The organism is Vibrio sp. ER1A, assembly GCF_000733315.1.
GTDB lineage: Bacteria > Pseudomonadota > Gammaproteobacteria > Enterobacterales > Vibrionaceae > Vibrio > Vibrio mediterranei.
The window spans coordinates 84,631-102,212 of the sequence record NZ_JPJA01000002.1; the positions used below are offsets into that span (position 1 = coordinate 84,631).

Here is a 17,582-nt window from a genome sequence, read left to right on the forward strand (position 1 = left end):
TTTCACCTATTTTTGAAACTGATTTTCATCAGGCGCTACATTTAATATTTGCAGCGAGCCTTTCATAATTTCTGAGAATACTGGGCCTGCAACAGCACCACCATAATACTGATCACCTTGTGGTTCGTTAATCACCACAACAAGCGCAATGCGAGGGTCACTCACAGGAGCAACACCCGACGTAATTGCCACGTATTCGTCACTATAGCCACCAGCGGCTGCTTTTCGTGATGTACCTGTTTTGGCTGCAACACGATACCCAGGAACGGCAGCACGCGTCGCTGTACCACCAGGTTGAGTTACCGCTTCTAGCATGTGTAATACTTCAACCGCGTAGTGATGGTCTATGACCTGCTTCGATAGATCTTGCTGGTTGTTCTCAATAATATGCACTGGTTGATACAACCCACCATTACCTAATGTCGCATAGGCATGCGCTAATTGCAGTGGAGTAATCGAAATACCATAGCCGAAGGCAAGTGTGGCTATTTCAAATTGAGACCAACGGCGACGGTTAGGGAAAATACCGGTGGTTTCGCCGACTAAGTTCAACCCAGAAAGCTGGCCAAAACCGATCGAGCTATACATTCCCAATAACTCTTGCAGTGGCATTTCCAACGCAAGTTTAGCCACACCGATGTTACTGGACTTTTGAAGAATCTTCGCCAAGTTAGCCTTACCAACTTTTGAAGTATCACGAACACGACTCCCACCAATTTGCATGATGCCATTACCGGTATCAATCACGGTATTTTCATCGGCTACACCCGCTTCTAAAGCGGCTAACACAACAAACGGTTTAACAGTCGAACCCGGTTCCATCGCATCGGTTATCACTCGGTTACGCATGGTAAAGGATTGACGAGAGGAGCGATTATTAGGGTTGTATGATGGTGCATTGACCATAGCCAACACACCGCCAGTCTTCACATCAATAATCACTGCACTGCCTGAGGTCGCGCGGTAATCAGCAACGGCTTGTTTTACTGCGCGATAAGCAATCGCTTGCAAACGCTGGTCAATAGTAAGTTCGAGCGGCTTACCTTCTTCGCGCTCCTCTAGAGAGATATTTTCTACGACTCGACCATAACGGTCTTTACGAATAATGCGTTTACCCGCCTCACCTGTCAGCCATTTATCATAGCTGCGTTCCACCCCTTCGAGACCATGACCATCAATGCCAGTGACCCCAACTAAGTGCGCGCTGACTTCACCAGCAGGGTAATAGCGACGAGATTCAGCTTTCAGTCCAACTCCCGAGAGTTTTAACTCTTTGATGTACTTTGCCATGGCAGGGCTGACTTGGCGTTGCAGATAGATAAAGCGGCGAGTTTTGTTTTTCTCAATCTTATTGATAAGGGCCTGTCGGTCAAGACCGAGTACATCCGCTAGGGCATGCCAACGGTCAAGTTTTGCCAAACCATTATCTTTAAATATCGTAGCAGGATCTGCCCATACCGCTTGAACTGGAACGCTGACCGCCAAGGGCTCGCCATTGCGATCTGAAATAATGCCGCGGGCAGAGGGAAGTGCTTTAACGCGAACCGAACGTAAATCACCTTGCTTGATTAAGTTATCCGGTTCGATAACTTGGATATAGCCGATTCTGGCTACCAGTGCAGTGAAGATTAATAACACACAACCTAAGATGAGACGAAAGCGCCATGCAATCAGCGTTGGAGCTTCCGCAGTTTGTGTACTTTTCTTCTTGTTGGAGGGTTTTACAACTTTTTTGCCTTTCATTTCAGGGAAACCACTACTTCCTTGTCAGCATCAGGACGCTTCATATCCAGTTCTTGCTTTGCCATCGCTTGGACTCGACTATGTTCAGACAACGCATTTTCTTCAAGAAGTAAGTTGCGCCATTCATTATCAAGCCTTTCACGCTCTTGGAGCGCCACATCTTTTTGGTTTATTGCCTGGCGAGTATGGTGAGTAGCAAAGACGACCCCCATCGCTGACGCGAATATTAATAGCAGTACCATTAAAGGAACTCGACCCACCGTTATGATATCTATCCCGATGAGTTTGGCTAAGTTGTGTTTTGGCTCGTTAGACATCCACTTGTCCGCTACAGTTTTTCTGCAACTCGAAGTACAGAGCTGCGTGATCGCGTGTTCATTTCAACTTCTTGATCGGATGGTTTAAGTGCTTTACCAATTGTTTTTAGATTTGCACTCCCCAAGGCACGAATTTGATCTTCCGTCATCGGAATACCGTGAGGCACTTGAGGGCCTCTACTTTCTTTACGCATAAAACGCTTTACCATGCGATCTTCCAACGAGTGGAAACTGATAACAGATAAACGACCTTCTGGTGCTAGAATGCTTGCCGCTCCTTTTAGAGCAGTATCGATCTCTTCAAGTTCACTGTTGATATAGATACGAAACGCTTGGAATGAACGTGTCGCTGGGTGCTTCTTCTCTTTGAAGCTTTTTGGTGCCGCGTCAGAAATTAACTTCGCTAGCTGGCCTGTGCGAGTAAGTGGCTCTTTCTCTTCATCTTCACGATGAGCAACAATCGCTTTAGCGATTCGACGAGCGTGCTTATCTTCACCAAATTCACGAATAACCCAAGTGATATCATCTAGCTCAGCCTGAGCCAACCATTCAGAAACCGGCATACCTGATGTTGGGTCCATGCGCATATCCAGTGGGCCATCTTTCATAAAGCTAAAACCACGTTCCGCATCATCCAGTTGTGGTGAAGAGACACCTAAGTCCAGCAACACACCGTCAACTTTACCAACTAAATCATAGCGTTCCGCATATTCTGCCATACCAGAAAACGGGCCGTGAATAATGGTGAATCGTGGGTCATCGATTTTACCCGCTTCTTCAATCGCTTGAGGATCTCGGTCAATACTATAAAGGCGACCATTTTCACCCAATTGTGAAAGAATTTGACGACTGTGACCACCACGTCCAAACGTCCCATCGATATAGATACCGTCAGGTTTAATGGCTAAGCCATCGATAGATTCATGAAGTAGTACCGAAATGTGTTGGAATGATTCGCTCATTGGTGATCTCGAGAGTTGCTAAAGGCAAAGTAGACAAGTGTACTGATTTCCTTCAGTAACGTCATCTGGTTAAGTTCAGCCTAACGTAAAGATAGGTGATAAAAAAGCAAAAAACCCATCACAAAATCAATTTGTAATGGGTTTTTTTATAATAGGTGAAGTTGACCTGTACGCCGGGTTCTGTATCCGCCGAAGCGGTGATAGCCATTCGTCTAGGCCAGCAATCGCTCACTGGCTCGAGCAACCTACCCGCCTCCATACGCGAGCAACGCAATGTGGAAGCCTATTTGGTCTTGCTCCGGGTGGAGTTTACCTTGCAACGAACTGTTACCAGTCGTCCGGTGCGCTCTTACCGCACCCTTTCACCCTTACCTGTGCTCCTTCCGAAGAAATGGAGCCATCGGCGGTCTTCTCTCTGCTGCACTTGTCGTGGGCTCACGCCCCCCAGGCGTTACCTGGCACCCTGCTCTGTGGAGCCCGGACGTTCCTCCCCTCCGTCAGTCTCCCCCAAGACAAGCTCAAGGGGACGTCAACGAAGCAGCGACTATCCAGTCAACTTCAGGGCGCGGATTGTAGCGGAGCGCGAGCAATTACTCAAGGTTTTCTAAACCCCATTTGTATAATGCGTTCTTTTTCAGGTTATAAATCTCTGCCGTCGCTGCCGCAGCTTTCTTCAATGGTAGCTCTTTAACTAAGATCGCTAAGGTTCGAGTCGCCTCGTCTGGTAGCGTGTCCGTCACGGGTTCGCGGTATCCATGAATCAATAAAACCATCTCACCGCGCTTGCGGTTTTCGTCTTCTTCAATCCATTCAACCAATTCACCTAATGGCAGGCCCTGTATGGTTTCGTAAGTCTTTGTCAGCTCGCGTGCCAATACAACTTCACGCTCCGGACCAAGAACTTCAAGCATATCTGCCAACGACTCAGTGATTCGATGTGGTGACTCATAGAAAATACAGGTACGCTCTGCCTTAGCGATTTCCATAAACTTGTCTTTACGACCTTTGCTTTTTGCAGGCAAGAAACCTTCAAAGCTAAATCGATCAGATGGTAGACCTGAGGCGCTCAAGGCAGTTATTACGGCACACGCACCAGGTAATGGCACAACTTTAACGCCCGCTTGACGACATTGAGACACTAAATGGTACCCTGGATCGCTGATCAGTGGCGTACCCGCATCTGAAACCAATGCGATGGATTCGCCCGCTAACAATTTATCGACTAAAACTTGTGCTTTTTGCTGCTCATTGTGATCATGGAGCGCAAATGTCCTAGTTTGAATATTGAAGTGCGATAAAAGTTTACCCGTATGACGAGTATCTTCAGCAGCAATAATATCGACGCTGTTTAAGACATCGAGCGCTCTTTGTGTGATATCACCGAGATTTCCAATAGGAGTCGGTACAATAAAGAGCGTTGGTTGCTCAATATAAGTGGTTTTGTTGCTTGTCATTTGTTTACCAGCACTTCAACGATTAATATAATGATTTTACACGAATAGTGATTAAAGAGCTCATGGCAATGATGAACCCAAAGAGAAATAGTGTAACACGCCTACTGACTCCAATTGCATTGGCTTTGTCCATTGCCGCTTGTTCTACTCAGCCAAGCGCCCCAACGAGTGTTGATATCACCCTTGCTCCAACCGCATCTTCTGAAACGTACTTAATGCGTGCCGATGCCGATCAAGGTGGTTTTGCTAATGAATGGCTAATTCTAGCGTTCAAAGCATCGATTCAAGAAGGCAACTACGAACAAGCTAAGCGACTTTCTAATCGTCTAGCCAAACAAAACCTAACCGTTATTCAGCAAGCAGAATGGCAGTTAGCTCGTGCCGAGCTTAACCTAGCGCAAGGCAATGCACAGGATGCGTATCTACAACTGAACTTCCCTGCGGAATGGCCTCTTGCCCAACAGCAATGGCAACGTTACTACGAGTTAAGAGCGCAAAGTCTGGCCCAATTAGGCCGCTACTTTGAGGCTAGCCGAGAATTGATTGCCATGTCAGGTTTCGCTCCACGCGAAGAGCAGCAAGGCATCAATGATGAGATTTGGAATAACCTCAACCAGTATTCTGCTGAGCAGCTTTCAACCCTAGTCGCAGAACCTAAAGAAGAAGTTCTTGATGGCTGGTTACAGCTTGCAACTTATATGAAAGCACTAGGTGGTAGCCTTCCACAGCTACAAAATACCTTAAAGAACTGGTTGGCCGAGAACCCAGACCATCCCGCTGCTGAATATACCCCGCAAAGTATCTTAGACATTTTAAGTTTAGAGATCACGACGCCTCACAGCACTGCACTGTTGCTTCCATTAACGGGCAAATATGCGAAACAAGCGCAGCTGGTTCGTGATGGGTTTATGATGGCAATGATGGACGATGAGCAGCGCGACCCAGAAGCGATTTTTACCGTTATCGATACTAATGAAACAGCTCCAGCAGATATCAAGGCACAACTAATTGCCAATGAAGTGGACTTCATTGTTGGCCCACTTATCAAAGAAAACGTTGAGAAACTGCAGCAAGCACAAAAACAATCTGAAACGCCAATTCCAGCACTCGCACTCAATATTCCTAGCGAGTTAGAGCCATCACAAATGATGTGTTACCTAACGCTTTCCCCAGAGCAAGAAGTGGCGCAAGCCGCTGCTCATCTTTCTGAAGGTAACTATGAGTATCCTCTAGTCCTAGCACCAAGAGGCAACCTCGGTGACCGCGTAGTGAAAGCATTTGAAGAAGAGTGGGCAAAAGTCAGTGACAACAAAGTGGCTATTGCACAATATGGAAATCGCGCTCAGCTGCAAAAAACCATCAATAATGTATTCGGTCTTCAGCAAAGTCAGCAACGCATTGCCCAGATGGAAGCGTTGACAGGCATGAAGCTAGAGAATCAACCACGTAGCCGCCGTGATATTGACTCTGTTTACATCGTTGCTAACAGTGCAGATCTGACGTTGATCAAACCGTTTATTGAAGTGGCGATTAACCCAGATGCGAAGCAACCTCAATTGTTTGCTGATTCACACAGCCACACTAGTAAACGTCAATACGAGGATCTCACTGGCGTAGTCTACAGTGATATCCCTCTGCTGATTGACCAAGATCCTCAGCTTGACGCACAAATGACCAAGTTCTGGCCGAAGAGCTCGAATGCAGAGAAACGTCTGCAAGCATTGGGAATGGATGCTTACTCATTAACTAAAGAGTTACCGCAGTTAAAAGCCGTTCAAGGTTATTCTGTAGATGGCCAAACTGGCACATTGAGCGTTGATTCTGACTGTGTTGTACAGCGCCAAATTTCATGGGGTGTATATGGTCAAAAGCCAACTCAAGTAACGGAAGCCTCTGAGACACAAGCGCCTAACACGGAAGAAGGTACGGATGGCACTGCTACCGTGGAACAACCGATCAGCCAATAAAAGAGCGGTTGGCAAAAACTACGAAATTCTCGCTAAGGACTATCTAGGTCGACAAGGTCTGGTAGCCTTAGCGGAGAATTACACCGCTAAATGCGGTGAGTTGGACCTCATCATGCAAGACGGTTCCACTCTTGTCTTTGTCGAGGTAAAGTATCGTCAAAGCACTCAGTATGGCTTAGCTCAAGAGATGGTGACGCCCTCTAAAGCACGAAAGCTTCAAAAAGCCGCCACCCTTTGGTTGCTGCAAAACGGCTTATCGCCTTACGATACTGATTTTCGATTCGATGTCGTTGCCATTCATCAGCAAGGCAATGACATTAACTGGATAAAGAACGCGATCACTCAAGGATAACCATGCGCGATAGCATTAAAGAAAGTTTCACTGAAAGTATTCAAATTCAAATTGCGGCTGCAGAAGCGCTTCCTGACGTTATTACCCACGCTGCACAAGCCATGGTAGCAACACTACTCAACGGTCACAGAATTCTTTGCTGTGGTAATGGCGGCTCAGCTTCCAACGCCCAACAGTTTGTCTCTTGTTTACTGAACCGCTTCGAAACTGAACGTCCCAGCTTACCCGCTATGACTCTAACTGCCGATAGCACCACTATGACGGCAGTAGCAAATGACTATAACTTTGAAGATATCTTTGCCAAGCAAGTACGCGCCTTTGGTCAGGCTGGAGATATATTGCTTGCGATTTCTACCAGTGGTAACAGTAAAAACGTCATCAAAGCGATGGAAGCCGCAGTAACTAGAGATATGACCATCATCGCCTTTACTGGTAAGGACGGCGGCGAAATGGCAGGTCTGCTGGGTGAGAATGATGTTGAAATCCGTATCCCATCTCACAGAACCGCACGCATTCATGAGGTGCATATGGTAACTCTGCATTGCTTATGCGATCTTATTGACCAAGTTCTGTTCCCTTCCCACGAAGAGTAATACCATGAAGATGTACAAAGTTCTGACTTTGCTATTGGTTAGCATCATGTTGTCTGGATGTGCGGGCTTGTTTGTCGCTGGCGCTGCAACCACTGTCAATTTAGTGACTGATACTCGAACCACAAAAGAAATTTGGAACGATAACTCATTAGAATCCGAAGTTGCGGGGATGAGTAATAAAGCCCCCTACGTAGGCCAAGTACGTGTGGTTGCAAGTTCTCAACGCGGTACCGTGGTTCTGATGGGACAAGCTAAGACCCAAGCACTAAGCAACCAACTCGAAGCGCAAGTTAAAGGCTTAAAAGGCGTTAAACGAGTTTATAACCAAATTCGAATTAAAGATCCGATCAGCTTCACTAGTGTCAGTAATGACAGTTGGTTAACGACAAAAGTGAAGTCAGCGTTGCTGACCGATGAGCGCCTTAACGGTGTAAAAGTTAAAGTCATCACTGAAGACAAAGAAGTGTTCTTACTCGGTTACGTTTCTAAAGAGCATGCAGATGTTGCCACTGAAATCGCTCGTAACGTCTCTGGGGTAAACCAAGTTATTCGTGCTTTCCAATTTAGTGAGCAGCAAGACAAACTCAATACCGAGGCTCCAGTAGAAGAGACAAAACAGCCAGAAGCTCCGGTTAAAAATGCCGAACCTGAAGAAGAAATGAGACCAATTATTGAAGAGCCTGCACCTTTTCATGAAATAGAAGGTTAAAGTCCTTTTAAACGTAAAAAGCGAGCTTGGTGCTCGCTTTTTTAATATCTGTGGTTCGTCTTTAACTCTATGGCTTAAGTGCTCGCTCACCACGAGCAATACCTACGATACCACTTCGAGCAACTTCCACCACATCAGTCACTTCAGAAAGTGCTGAAACAAAAGCATCCAACTTCTCTGCGGTGCCCGCTAGTTGCACGGTATACTGAGAAGCCGTCACATCAACAATCTGACCACGGAAAATATCTGCAGTACGCTTTACTTCCGCACGAGCGAAACCACTGGCTTTTACTTTCACCATCATCAGCTCACGCTCAATATGGTCAAATTCAGTTACTTCTTGAACCTTTAGAACATCAATAAGTTTGTGGAGCTGCTTTTGAATCTGTTCAAGTTCCATTTCGTCTGACTCAGTCGTGATATTAAGACGAGATAGGGTTTCATCATCTGTTGGTGATACGTTGAGTGACTCGATGTTATAACCACGTTGAGAGAACAAACCTACCACTCGAGAAAGTGCACCCGGTTGGTTTTCCATTAGTAGTGAAATGATATGTCTCATATTATGTTCTCTCCGTTTTGCTTAGCCACATCTTATCCATGCCTTCCCCTTTAATTTGCATTGGGTAAACATGTTCTGTTTCGTCAACATTGATGTCGACAAATACTAAGCGATCTTTCATTTCTAGCGCTTTCTTCAAACCAGACTCAAGCTCGCTTGGGTTAGAGATTCGAATCCCTACATGGCCGTAAGCTTCTGCAATCGCAGCAAAGTCTGGAACAGAGTCCATATATGAGTTTGAGTGACGACCTTGATAAATCATGTCTTGCCACTGTTTTACCATTCCTAAGAAACGGTTATTTAGGTTAATGATCTTAATTGGCACATCATATTGCATCGCCGTCGACAGCTCTTGAATATTCATCTGAATACTGCCGTCACCGGTGACACACACCACTTCCTCATCGGGATGTGCAAATTTCACGCCCATGGCTGCTGGGAAGCCAAAGCCCATGGTTCCTAAACCACCAGAGTTGATCCAACGACGAGGTTTGTTGAATGGGTAATAAAGCGCTGCAAACATTTGGTGCTGGCCAACATCTGACGCGACATACGCATCACCGCCAGTCAGTTTGTGCAACACTTCAATAACTTGTTGTGGTTTAATACGTTCTTCTGAGGTCTCATAACCTAAGCAGTTGCGCGCTCGCCATCCTGCAATGTCATCCCACCAAGCATTAAGCGCAGCTTCATCATTCGTTCCGCCTTGCTCCACAAGCAATCTAAGCATGGTCTCAAGCACCACATCTGCAGAGCCAACAATCGGCAGGTCAGCACGAACGTTTTTAGAAATCGACGATGGATCGATATCGATGTGAACCACTTTGGCATTAGGGCAGTACTTATCAAGGTTGTTAGTTGTACGATCGTCAAAACGTACACCTACACCAAAAATCAGATCAGCATTATGCATTGCCAAGTTCGCTTCGTAGGTACCGTGCATACCCAGCATACCTAGTGCGTTTTTGTGGGTACCAGGGAACGCGCCTAGCCCCATCAAAGTACTAATAACAGGTAAGTTAAGCGTTTCAGCTAGCTTAATAATATGCTGGTCGGCTTCTGACATTACCGCACCACCACCGACATAAAGCACTGGTTTCTTCGCTTCTAGAATCGCTTTTAGTGCTTTTTTGATTTGTCCTTTATGGCCCGTCATTGTCGGGTTGTAAGAACGCATCTTAATCGTTTCCGGATACTCGTAAGGAAACTTAATTTGCGGATTCATAACATCTTTTGGAACATCAACAACAACTGGACCTGGACGACCTGAAGAGGCGATATAGAACGCTTTCTTTAATGTTTCGGGTACATCTTCTGCACGTTGTACTAGAAAGCTGTGTTTGACCACAGGACGTGATACACCCACCATGTCACATTCTTGGAATGCGTCATTACCAATCAGGTTATTTGGTACGTTACCAGAGATAACAACCATAGGGATAGAGTCCATGTATGCGGTTGCAATACCAGTAATCGTATTAGTTGCACCAGGACCAGAACACACTAATACAACGCCAGGTTTACCGGTTGCACGTGCGTAGCCATCAGCCATATGAGTCGCAGCTTGTTCGTGACGAACGAGTACGTGTTGAATATTTTCGCGCTTTTCATGCAGCGCATCGTAGATATCGAGAACGGAACCACCTGGGTAGCCAAAGATTTGTTGAACACCTTCGTCAATCAAAGATTGTACGATCATCTCTGCACCAGATAGCATTTCTGGGGTTGAATCTGCCATATTGTCTCCTTACCAGTTATCGCAGCAATTTGGTTATTGCTGAGCTGGCATTACATAGTTAGGTCTTATTCGTAGCCTAAATCGAAATTACTCACTTTCGGCTATGTCACGCCTAGCTTGTCATAACAAACCATTCGTTTACGCAACAACTTTAACTCTTTCTTAGCACAAGATCTAACCCTATCAAGTTCTCAAAAAACACACTCCACTTTTTATGAGTCGTTTTGCAAACATTTGTTACAAGCTTGAACCACTAGCCAAACGATCAACAAGGATATTAATGAAAATTCAGTATTAAATTCTTTCAAATAGCCCCAAAAACCGCGCAAACCTATCGTTGAGTTGGATAATTCACAACAAAGCTATCCGCAGAAATAACAAAAGCCTCCCAAAGGAGGCTTTTAAATTTGAAGGCTCTATGTTTTTAAGCCGCTTTTGCTGGAGGCTTTCTCTTACTAAAGCGCCAACGCTTGAAAATCGATGGTTTAGATTGCTTCTCCTCTCGCTTGCCCAACATTAACAAGCAAGGGGTTAATACTAATGTCAATACTGTCGCGAATGCCAAACCACCAGCGATAGCTGTTGCTAACTGCGACCACCACTGAGTGCTCGGAGCCCCAAACTCTATTTTTTGGTTAATGATGTCGACATTCATCTCCAGCACCATTGGCATAAGGCCGAGTATGGTCGTTACTGTAGTCAATAAGACGGGACGCAAACGCTGCACTCCGGTTCTCAATATGGCATCTCGCTTGTCTAAACCTCGTTTTAGCAGTTGGTTATATGTGTCGATCAGCACGATGTTATTGTTCACGACGATCCCAGCTAAAGCGATAACCCCAATTCCCGACATGATAATGCCAAATGGTCGCTGGAAAATAAGCAGACCTGCAAATACCCCCACTGTCGAGAATATAACGGCACTTAAGATAAGGAAGGCTTGATAGAAACTATTAAACTGAGTTATCAGTATCAATGCCATCACCGCTAGTGCAACCAAAAACGCACTTTGCAGGAATTCAGATGAGTTCTTCTGTTCTTCGTTTTGACCACGAATTCTATAATCGATACCGGCTGGTAAATCGATATTACTCAGTTGCTGCTGAAACCCTGGCAGTTCGACCGCGAGGTTATACCCTTCAGCCATATCAGCCTTAACACTAATAATACGAACGCCATCTAAACGGTTGATCGTATCTTGTTTAGGCTGAGGAGTTATCTCTGCAAAGTTGGTAATAGGCACCAATCCCGCTGGGGTTTTGATACGGAGCTCATCAAATCGGCCAATATCTCGTTTGTCACTTGGGAATCGAACGAGAATATCCACCTCCTCCGTCGAGTCGTCAGGCAAATAGTCGCCAATTTTCAATCCATTAGTGACAAACTGTACCGTATTTCCAACCAAAGTCGCATCTGCAGCAAACCGTGATGCATCATCGCGACTGATATCAACTTGCCAATCAATACCCGGCTTATTCGAGGTATCACTGATATTGGTCAGCTTAGAGTTAACATCAGCCCAGCGACGTATCATTTTAGCGGCTTCATCGAGCTTTTCTGGGAAACGCGCTGAGAGCTCAATTTCTAGATCGTGTTCAACAGGCGGTCCAGCATCTGGGAATTTGTACTCGATTTCGACACCAGCAAACTGATCCGTGGTCTGCTTTAGCTCTTCGATAATAACATTCACACGGCGACGATCTTGCCAATCAACCGGAGTGATCTGAATCGTACCAATTTCATCCTTACCACCGGTTTTGGTATAGACGCTCTCAAATTCTTTGTGGTTAAACATTACCTGTTCCACCACTCTCATCACTTCATCTTTCTCCTTGATCGATAAGTCACCGTGAGAACGCACTTTTACATTGAAGTAAGGAGGATCTACCTCAGGGAAGAACTCGGCACCTAGACCCGCTTTGTTGTAGGCGAACCCGACCCCTATCGCCATCAAAATCGCCAACAACAGTATTTTCAATGGGTGACCGATGGCAATATCTAGTGTGTGGTAATAGAGCTTAGTGATACCGGTTGCTTGATCAAATTCACCGTTATGTAACGCAACCATCTGTTGCTGGCGCTTCTGTGAAACATACTGAGGCTTGCCAATCAAACCACCGATCACAGGTACAAACAACAGTGCCATGACAAGCGATGCAGTAAGGGTTGCGATAAGAGTCAACGGTAGGAATTTCATAAATTCGCCGGTGGTGTCCGGCCAGAATAATAGCGGCGCAAAAGCTGCTAGCGTAGTGGCCGTTGAGGCTGTAATTGGCCAAGCCATTCGCCTTGCAGCGTCACGATAAGCTTGTTTACGAGGCGTACCCTCTTGCATTCGACGGTCAGCAAACTCCGTTACAACAATGGCCCCATCAACCAGCATCCCCACGGCCATGATTAGTGAAAACAGCACGATAATGTTGACCGTTAAACCAAATACTGAGAGCACCAATAAGCCCGTTAGGAAAGAGCCGGGAATTGATATCCCTACCAACAAGGCCGTGCGTACACCAAGAATAGCAATAATGACGATCACTACTAAAATGATGGCCGAAAGAATATTGTTTTGGAGATCATTAAGCATGATCTTTACGTCTTTCGATTCATCTTTGGTGAATTTCACCAGAAGGTTATTTGGCCACTTCGGCAGCATTTGCGCTTGGCGTAATACCTCTTTAACGAGATCTACCGTTTCAATAATGTTCTCACCCGAGCGTTTTTTGACATCAAGTACCACTGCTGAACGACCATCTAAACGAGCAAAGCTGTCAGGATCTCTAAATGCGCGGCGCACTGTCGCCACATCACCAAAAGTAATCACCTGTTTGCCATCGACCTTAACTGGTAGCTCCAATACATCTTTCAAGCTATCAAATACGGAAGGCACTTTAACGGAAAAACGTCCATATCCAGTATCGACAAAACCCGCAGCCACCACCTTATTGTTCAATGCGATTAAATTGTATATATCGCCCTGATCTAAGCCATAGCTCTCCATCAACAATGGATCGACAACGATTTCAACGATGTCTTCACGGTCACCCGCGATATCCACTTCAAGGATCTGCCTATAGCTCTCCAACTTATCGCGCAATTGGCGAGCGAGTTGAACAATGGTGCGCTCTGGAACAGTACCGTAAAGAACGACTGATAACACAGGTTGCTCTGAGGCAAGGGTTACTTCGTTTACCGTCGGCTCATCACTGCCATCAGGCAGTTTAGGTTTCGCTAAATCCACCGCATCTCTGACATCGGCCATCGCTTTGGCTAGATCGACACCGACGTTAAATTCCAACGTCACTGAGCCATGTCCTTCTGAAGCCGTTGCCGTCATCTCTTTCACCCCCTCTACGGAGCGCATCTCTTTTTCAAGAGGACGAACTAACAGTCGTTCACTATCAGTAGGAGAAATACCTTGGTGGCTAACAGAAACATAAATGATAGGAATGGTAATGTCTGGGCTCGATTCTTTTGGTATCGAGTTATAAGTCGCAATACCAGCAATCAAGATTAGAACCAGTAAGCTCAACATGGTTCTGGAGCGAGACAGCGCCGCATCAATTAATGCAAACATGGCAGCTCCTTATTGCTCTTGCTGCTGGGCGATTTGATTGGCTTGTTCAACACTGATCGCTTCAACGCTGTCACCATCACGAACAAACCCCTGTCCGAGCACAATAATATCTACTTGTTTACCCAGCCCGGTCAGCCAAACGCCATCTTGTTCAGCTTTAACAAGCTGAATCGGTATAAAGGCGACTCTATTTTCCTTGAGAGTTTTCACCCCTAGGTTGCCGCTTTCATCTAGCGCCAACATTGCAGGCGTAATCTTGATCGCTAGTTGCTCATCTAACGCAAGTTCAACCTCTGCACTGACACCAGCAGGAATACGTTGATTAGGATTTGGCACTTCAATTTCAATCGGGAAAGTATTCGTCGACTCAGAAGAGACTCGAGAGATATAACGCAATTTTCCGGTCACTTCATCACCGCTAATAAAGCGGATTTGCGATGGCTGGCTAGTGACCAATTGCTGAATATGTCTCTCACTAACATCCGCTTCGATGATCAACGTTTTTAAATCAATCAGCGTCGCCACAGGATCACCAACCGAAACAAAATCACCAAGTTCAATATATAGATGGTCGACAATACCGGTAAATGGAGCTTTGACTGATGTATTGCGTAATGCCAATTTCGCCGCACTCACCATAGCTTTCGCTTCAGTTAAATTTGCGGCAGCGGTTGAGTAAGCCACTTCTCCTTGAAGTCCTTTGCTTTTTAAAGATTTAGAGGCATTGAATTCTTGCTGTCTGACATTTAGCATCGCTTGAGCACGCTCTAAGCGTATCTGCAAATCACCGAGATCGATTTGAGCGATTGACTGACCTGCTTTAACTGAATCACCTTTTCGTACATTCAGTTTAGTGATCTTACCTGCAATCTCAGCACCCAATTTCGCGGTACGATCTGGCGCTGTTCGGCCGTAGAGATCGATTTTCTTCTCGACTTGTTGAGCATTAAAAGTTTGATATACGACGCGAGCTAGAGGCGCAGGATCATCGGAAGGTGCGGTAGATTGATTTTCTTCAGCTTTTAACACGCCTAAACCTAGCCACACACTAAGTATGAAGATACAGAGCAGAGAAATAAGCCAAGGACGTTTCGAAAAAAAACTGCCAGATTGACTGATTGGCATAATCATTTCCTTATAATTGTGTTTTTGACGCTAACGGTTAGGTACGTTGCTCTAGGGCAACTAGTTCTAAAAAATTATTAGCAATCAAACATTAAACGACATCCTATGTTTAATGTGGTGACTGAACTACTTTACTCAGCCTAGAGAAATAGACAACTAAACTTCTCTCCTAATCTGTTCTTGATGGGGGAATTTTCACAGTGTTGAAAGCTAGATCAAAAAAGGCGAACACATGGTTCGCCTTTTTATCTGCTATACGCTAAACGATGCGCCACATCCACAGGTTGTTGTCGCATTTGGGTTATTCACGAAGAAACGAGAACCTTCTAGTCCCTCAGTATAATCAACCACACCACCGACTAAATATTGCAGGCTCATTGGATCAACCACTAGAGTTACACCACATTTCTCAATAGTCGTGTCCCCTTCGTTCACGTTCTCATCAAACGTAAAGCCATATTGAAAGCCACTACAACCGCCACCCGTAATATAAACACGAAGCTTAAGCTGTGGGTTTTCTTCTTCTGCAATTAGGGTCTGTACACGCGTTGCCGCGGCATCTGAAAAATCTAAAGGAATAGCTACATCACTCACGGGAACCTCTCTTGCTACTCAATCGCAAATAACACCCTACCACAACCTAATGATGGGCAGATATCCCCTGCGATGAAAAACGACGGCCCAGTTGCTCACCAGACCTTGCATATAATTTTTAAAGTTATTGCACCAGATTATCTAATACCTGACTGCTTCGTTCAAGTATTACGCAAAAGCAAATTAGCTTTACAGCAGATTCAAACGCTAATTTACGAAAATGTGCTCAAAACACTACTAGAATCTGTGCGGAGATGTACAATGCTGCTCAACTTGGTCCGAACAAGCAAAGAGGAACTTTCCATGACCAAATCAGCTGAGCTGTATGAAAAAGCGCAACAGACCATCCCGGGCGGTGTTAACTCTCCGGTTCGTGCCTTCAACGGCGTAGGTGGTTCACCTATTTTTATCGAACGTGCCGATGGTCCATTGATTTTTGATGCTGATGGTAAAGCGTACATTGATTACGTAGGTTCATGGGGTCCTATGATTCTAGGCCATAACCACGCTGCAATTCGTGATGCAGTGATTGATGCAGCGCAACGTGGATTAAGTTTCGGTGCACCAACTGAAATGGAAATCAACATGGCGGAATTAGTTCGCAAGTTGGTTCCATCAATGGAACAACTGCGCATGGTAAGTTCTGGTACAGAAGCAACCATGAGTGCGATTCGTCTAGCGCGTGGCTACACTGGTCGTGACAAAATTCTTAAATTCGAAGGTTGCTACCACGGTCATGCAGATAGTCTATTGGTTAAAGCTGGTTCAGGTGCACTAACACTTGGACAACCAAGCTCTCCAGGTGTACCAGCTGACTTTGCTAAATACACACTGACTGCACGTTTCAACGATCTAGATTCCGTTAAAGCTCTGTTTGAAGCAAACAAAGGCGAAATCGCTTGTATTATCGTAGAGCCTGTTGCAGGCAATATGAACTGTATTCCGCCAGTGGAGGGTTTCCATGAAGGTCTACGTCAGATTTGCGATGACGAAGGTGCTCTACTTATTTTTGATGAAGTAATGACAGGTTTCCGTGTTGCTCAAGGTGGCGCACAAGCACATTACAACATTAAGCCAGACCTAACCACGCTCGGTAAAATCATTGGTGGCGGTATGCCAGTTGGTGCTTTCGGTGGTCGTAAAGAAGTGATGCAATACATCGCACCGACAGGTCCTGTTTATCAAGCAGGTACGCTGTCAGGTAACCCAATTGCGATGGCGGCAGGTTACGCTTGTTTGACGCTACTTTCTGAAGAAGGTAATGAAAAACGCCTAGCGAACAAGACCAAACAACTTGCTGATGGCTTTAAGCAACTTGCTGACAAACACGGTGTACCACTAGTCGTGAACCAAGTAGGTGGCATGTTCGGCTTCTTCTTCACTGAGCAAGAAACTATCACTTGCTATGAAGAGGTGGCTAAGTGTGATGTTGAACGTTTCAAACGCTTCTTCCACTTAATGCTAGACCACGGTGTTTACCTAGCCCCATCAGCATTTGAAGCCAGCTTCACATCGTTGGCACACGGCTCTAAAGAAATCGATGCGACATTAGAAGCAGCTGATCGCAGTTTCGCCATCATTGCTAGCGAAGCATAAGCAAGCATTGAAAAATATCTTAAGGGCTGATTAATCAGCCCTTTTTTATGCCTGCCAATTAAACAGCGCCAGAATAATGAGCACTGCAATGGTCAGAGAAAACCAAGGAATAGCACGTTTTTGACGCTTATTCGATTGACACTTCTTGTCGTCGCTACAACACCCCATATCCCCTCCGTAAAGCCAATGAATGAAAAGTAATTAACGTTGATCGATCAACATTTTGCGTCCATTATATGACCACTATAACTAAGTAAAAACGCCTCGTCTGTAGGTGTTTGTCATAAAGTCATTAC

At 45.4% G+C, this 17,582-nt stretch carries 15 protein-coding genes and 1 other RNA gene; 5 read left to right on the forward strand and 11 right to left on the reverse strand.

Going from position 1 to position 17,582, the window contains the following annotated elements; all coding sequences use genetic code 11:
• Positions 1–6 precede the first annotated feature (6 nt).
• The 5 genes from HW45_RS00875 to rsmI all read right to left on the reverse strand — a co-directional run bounded on the left by HW45_RS00875 (position 7) and on the right by rsmI (position 4,476).
• Positions 7–1,743: a peptidoglycan glycosyltransferase FtsI gene (locus tag HW45_RS00875; protein ID WP_006072706.1), complete on the reverse strand. Its 1,737-nt coding sequence runs from the start codon at positions 1,741–1,743 to the stop codon at positions 7–9.
• Complete coding sequence (gene ftsL / locus HW45_RS00880) at positions 1,740–2,060, reverse strand: cell division protein FtsL (RefSeq protein WP_006072704.1); 321 nt, start codon at positions 2,058–2,060, stop codon at positions 1,740–1,742. Before ftsL ends, HW45_RS00875 begins: the two co-directional genes overlap by 4 nt.
• Positions 2,061–2,071: 11 nt before the next feature.
• Positions 2,072–3,022, reverse strand: a complete 951-nt coding sequence (gene rsmH, locus HW45_RS00885; RefSeq protein WP_006072702.1) for a 16S rRNA (cytosine(1402)-N(4))-methyltransferase RsmH — start codon at positions 3,020–3,022, stop codon at positions 2,072–2,074.
• A 153-nt stretch (positions 3,023–3,175) separates the two neighbouring features.
• Positions 3,176–3,582, reverse strand: an RNA gene (gene rnpB, locus HW45_RS28155) — RNase P RNA component class A.
• 30 nt (positions 3,583–3,612) lie between these two features.
• Positions 3,613–4,476 carry a 16S rRNA (cytidine(1402)-2'-O)-methyltransferase gene (gene rsmI / locus HW45_RS00890; protein ID WP_006072698.1) on the reverse strand — a complete coding sequence of 288 codons (864 nt, stop codon included), beginning with the start codon at positions 4,474–4,476 and terminating at the stop codon, positions 3,613–3,615.
• 62 nt (positions 4,477–4,538) lie between these two features.
• Here rsmI and HW45_RS00895 point away from each other — a divergent pair, with 62 nt between their 5' ends.
• The 4 genes from HW45_RS00895 to HW45_RS00910 are packed head-to-tail and all read left to right on the forward strand — an operon-like array spanning position 4,539 to position 8,097.
• On the forward strand, positions 4,539–6,443 hold the full coding sequence (locus HW45_RS00895) for a penicillin-binding protein activator (RefSeq protein ID WP_235225328.1): 1,905 nt from the start codon (positions 4,539–4,541) through the stop codon (positions 6,441–6,443).
• Positions 6,406–6,795: a YraN family protein gene (locus HW45_RS00900; protein ID WP_038224001.1), complete on the forward strand. Its 390-nt coding sequence runs from the start codon at positions 6,406–6,408 to the stop codon at positions 6,793–6,795. Before HW45_RS00895 ends, HW45_RS00900 begins: the two co-directional genes overlap by 38 nt.
• A 2-nt stretch (positions 6,796–6,797) precedes the next feature.
• The gene (locus tag HW45_RS00905) at positions 6,798–7,388 is read left to right on the forward strand and encodes a phosphoheptose isomerase (protein ID WP_006072694.1); all 591 of its coding nucleotides are present in this window, start codon (positions 6,798–6,800) and stop codon (positions 7,386–7,388) included.
• 10 nt (positions 7,389–7,398) lie between these two features.
• Entirely contained in the window at positions 7,399–8,097 is a 699-nt protein-coding gene (locus HW45_RS00910; RefSeq protein ID WP_171392134.1) for a BON domain-containing protein, read from the forward strand.
• 67 nt (positions 8,098–8,164) lie between these two features.
• Here HW45_RS00910 and ilvN read toward each other — a convergent pair whose 3' ends face one another.
• The 5 genes from ilvN to erpA all read right to left on the reverse strand — a co-directional run bounded on the left by ilvN (position 8,165) and on the right by erpA (position 15,690).
• Positions 8,165–8,659 (reverse strand): acetolactate synthase small subunit, encoded by a 495-nt coding sequence (ilvN, locus tag HW45_RS00915; RefSeq protein WP_006072691.1) that lies wholly within the window; start codon positions 8,657–8,659, stop codon positions 8,165–8,167.
• Position 8,660: 1 nt separating this feature from the next.
• Positions 8,661–10,397 (reverse strand): acetolactate synthase 3 large subunit, encoded by a 1,737-nt coding sequence (locus HW45_RS00920; RefSeq protein WP_038224002.1) that lies wholly within the window; start codon positions 10,395–10,397, stop codon positions 8,661–8,663.
• A gap of 424 nt (positions 10,398–10,821) precedes the next feature.
• A complete protein-coding gene (locus HW45_RS00925) occupies positions 10,822–13,971 on the reverse strand; it encodes an efflux RND transporter permease subunit (protein WP_038224004.1) in 3,150 nt (1,049 codons plus the stop codon).
• A gap of 9 nt (positions 13,972–13,980) precedes the next feature.
• A complete protein-coding gene (locus HW45_RS00930; protein WP_038224006.1) occupies positions 13,981–15,096 on the reverse strand; it encodes an efflux RND transporter periplasmic adaptor subunit in 1,116 nt (371 codons plus the stop codon).
• Between the two features lie 252 nt (positions 15,097–15,348).
• Positions 15,349–15,690 carry an iron-sulfur cluster insertion protein ErpA gene (erpA, locus tag HW45_RS00935; RefSeq protein WP_006072684.1) on the reverse strand — a complete coding sequence of 114 codons (342 nt, stop codon included), beginning with the start codon at positions 15,688–15,690 and terminating at the stop codon, positions 15,349–15,351.
• Positions 15,691–15,993: 303 nt separating this feature from the next.
• Here erpA and hemL point away from each other — a divergent pair, with 303 nt between their 5' ends.
• Positions 15,994–17,286 (forward strand): glutamate-1-semialdehyde 2,1-aminomutase, encoded by a 1,293-nt coding sequence (gene hemL, locus HW45_RS00940; protein WP_038224068.1) that lies wholly within the window; start codon positions 15,994–15,996, stop codon positions 17,284–17,286.
• Between the two features lie 45 nt (positions 17,287–17,331).
• Here the strand turns inward: hemL and HW45_RS30150 are convergent, their stop codons facing one another.
• A complete protein-coding gene (locus tag HW45_RS30150) occupies positions 17,332–17,454 on the reverse strand; it encodes a hypothetical protein (RefSeq protein ID WP_261359919.1) in 123 nt (40 codons plus the stop codon).
• Positions 17,455–17,582: the final 128 nt, after the last annotated feature.

Excerpts from the sequence above, each read along its gene's own strand:
- HW45_RS00875 (WP_006072706.1), bottom strand. The coding sequence starts at position 1,743 with ATGAAAGGCAAAAAAGTTGTAAAACCCTCCAACAAGAAGAAAAGTACA.
- ftsL (WP_006072704.1), bottom strand. The coding sequence starts at position 2,060 with ATGTCTAACGAGCCAAAACACAACTTAGCCAAACTCATCGGGATAGAT.
- rsmH (WP_006072702.1), bottom strand. The coding sequence starts at position 3,022 with ATGAGCGAATCATTCCAACACATTTCGGTACTACTTCATGAATCTATC.
- rsmI (WP_006072698.1), bottom strand. The coding sequence starts at position 4,476 with ATGACAAGCAACAAAACCACTTATATTGAGCAACCAACGCTCTTTATT.
- HW45_RS00895 (WP_235225328.1), top strand. The coding sequence starts at position 4,539 with ATGGCAATGATGAACCCAAAGAGAAATAGTGTAACACGCCTACTGACT.
- HW45_RS00900 (WP_038224001.1), top strand. The coding sequence starts at position 6,406 with ATGGCACTGCTACCGTGGAACAACCGATCAGCCAATAAAAGAGCGGTT.
- HW45_RS00905 (WP_006072694.1), top strand. The coding sequence starts at position 6,798 with ATGCGCGATAGCATTAAAGAAAGTTTCACTGAAAGTATTCAAATTCAA.
- HW45_RS00910 (WP_171392134.1), top strand. The coding sequence starts at position 7,399 with ATGTACAAAGTTCTGACTTTGCTATTGGTTAGCATCATGTTGTCTGGA.
- ilvN (WP_006072691.1), bottom strand. The coding sequence starts at position 8,659 with ATGAGACATATCATTTCACTACTAATGGAAAACCAACCGGGTGCACTT.
- HW45_RS00920 (WP_038224002.1), bottom strand. The coding sequence starts at position 10,397 with ATGGCAGATTCAACCCCAGAAATGCTATCTGGTGCAGAGATGATCGTA.
- HW45_RS00925 (WP_038224004.1), bottom strand. The coding sequence starts at position 13,971 with ATGTTTGCATTAATTGATGCGGCGCTGTCTCGCTCCAGAACCATGTTG.
- HW45_RS00930 (WP_038224006.1), bottom strand. The coding sequence starts at position 15,096 with ATGCCAATCAGTCAATCTGGCAGTTTTTTTTCGAAACGTCCTTGGCTT.
- hemL (WP_038224068.1), top strand. The coding sequence starts at position 15,994 with ATGACCAAATCAGCTGAGCTGTATGAAAAAGCGCAACAGACCATCCCG.
- HW45_RS30150 (WP_261359919.1), bottom strand. The coding sequence starts at position 17,454 with ATGGGGTGTTGTAGCGACGACAAGAAGTGTCAATCGAATAAGCGTCAA.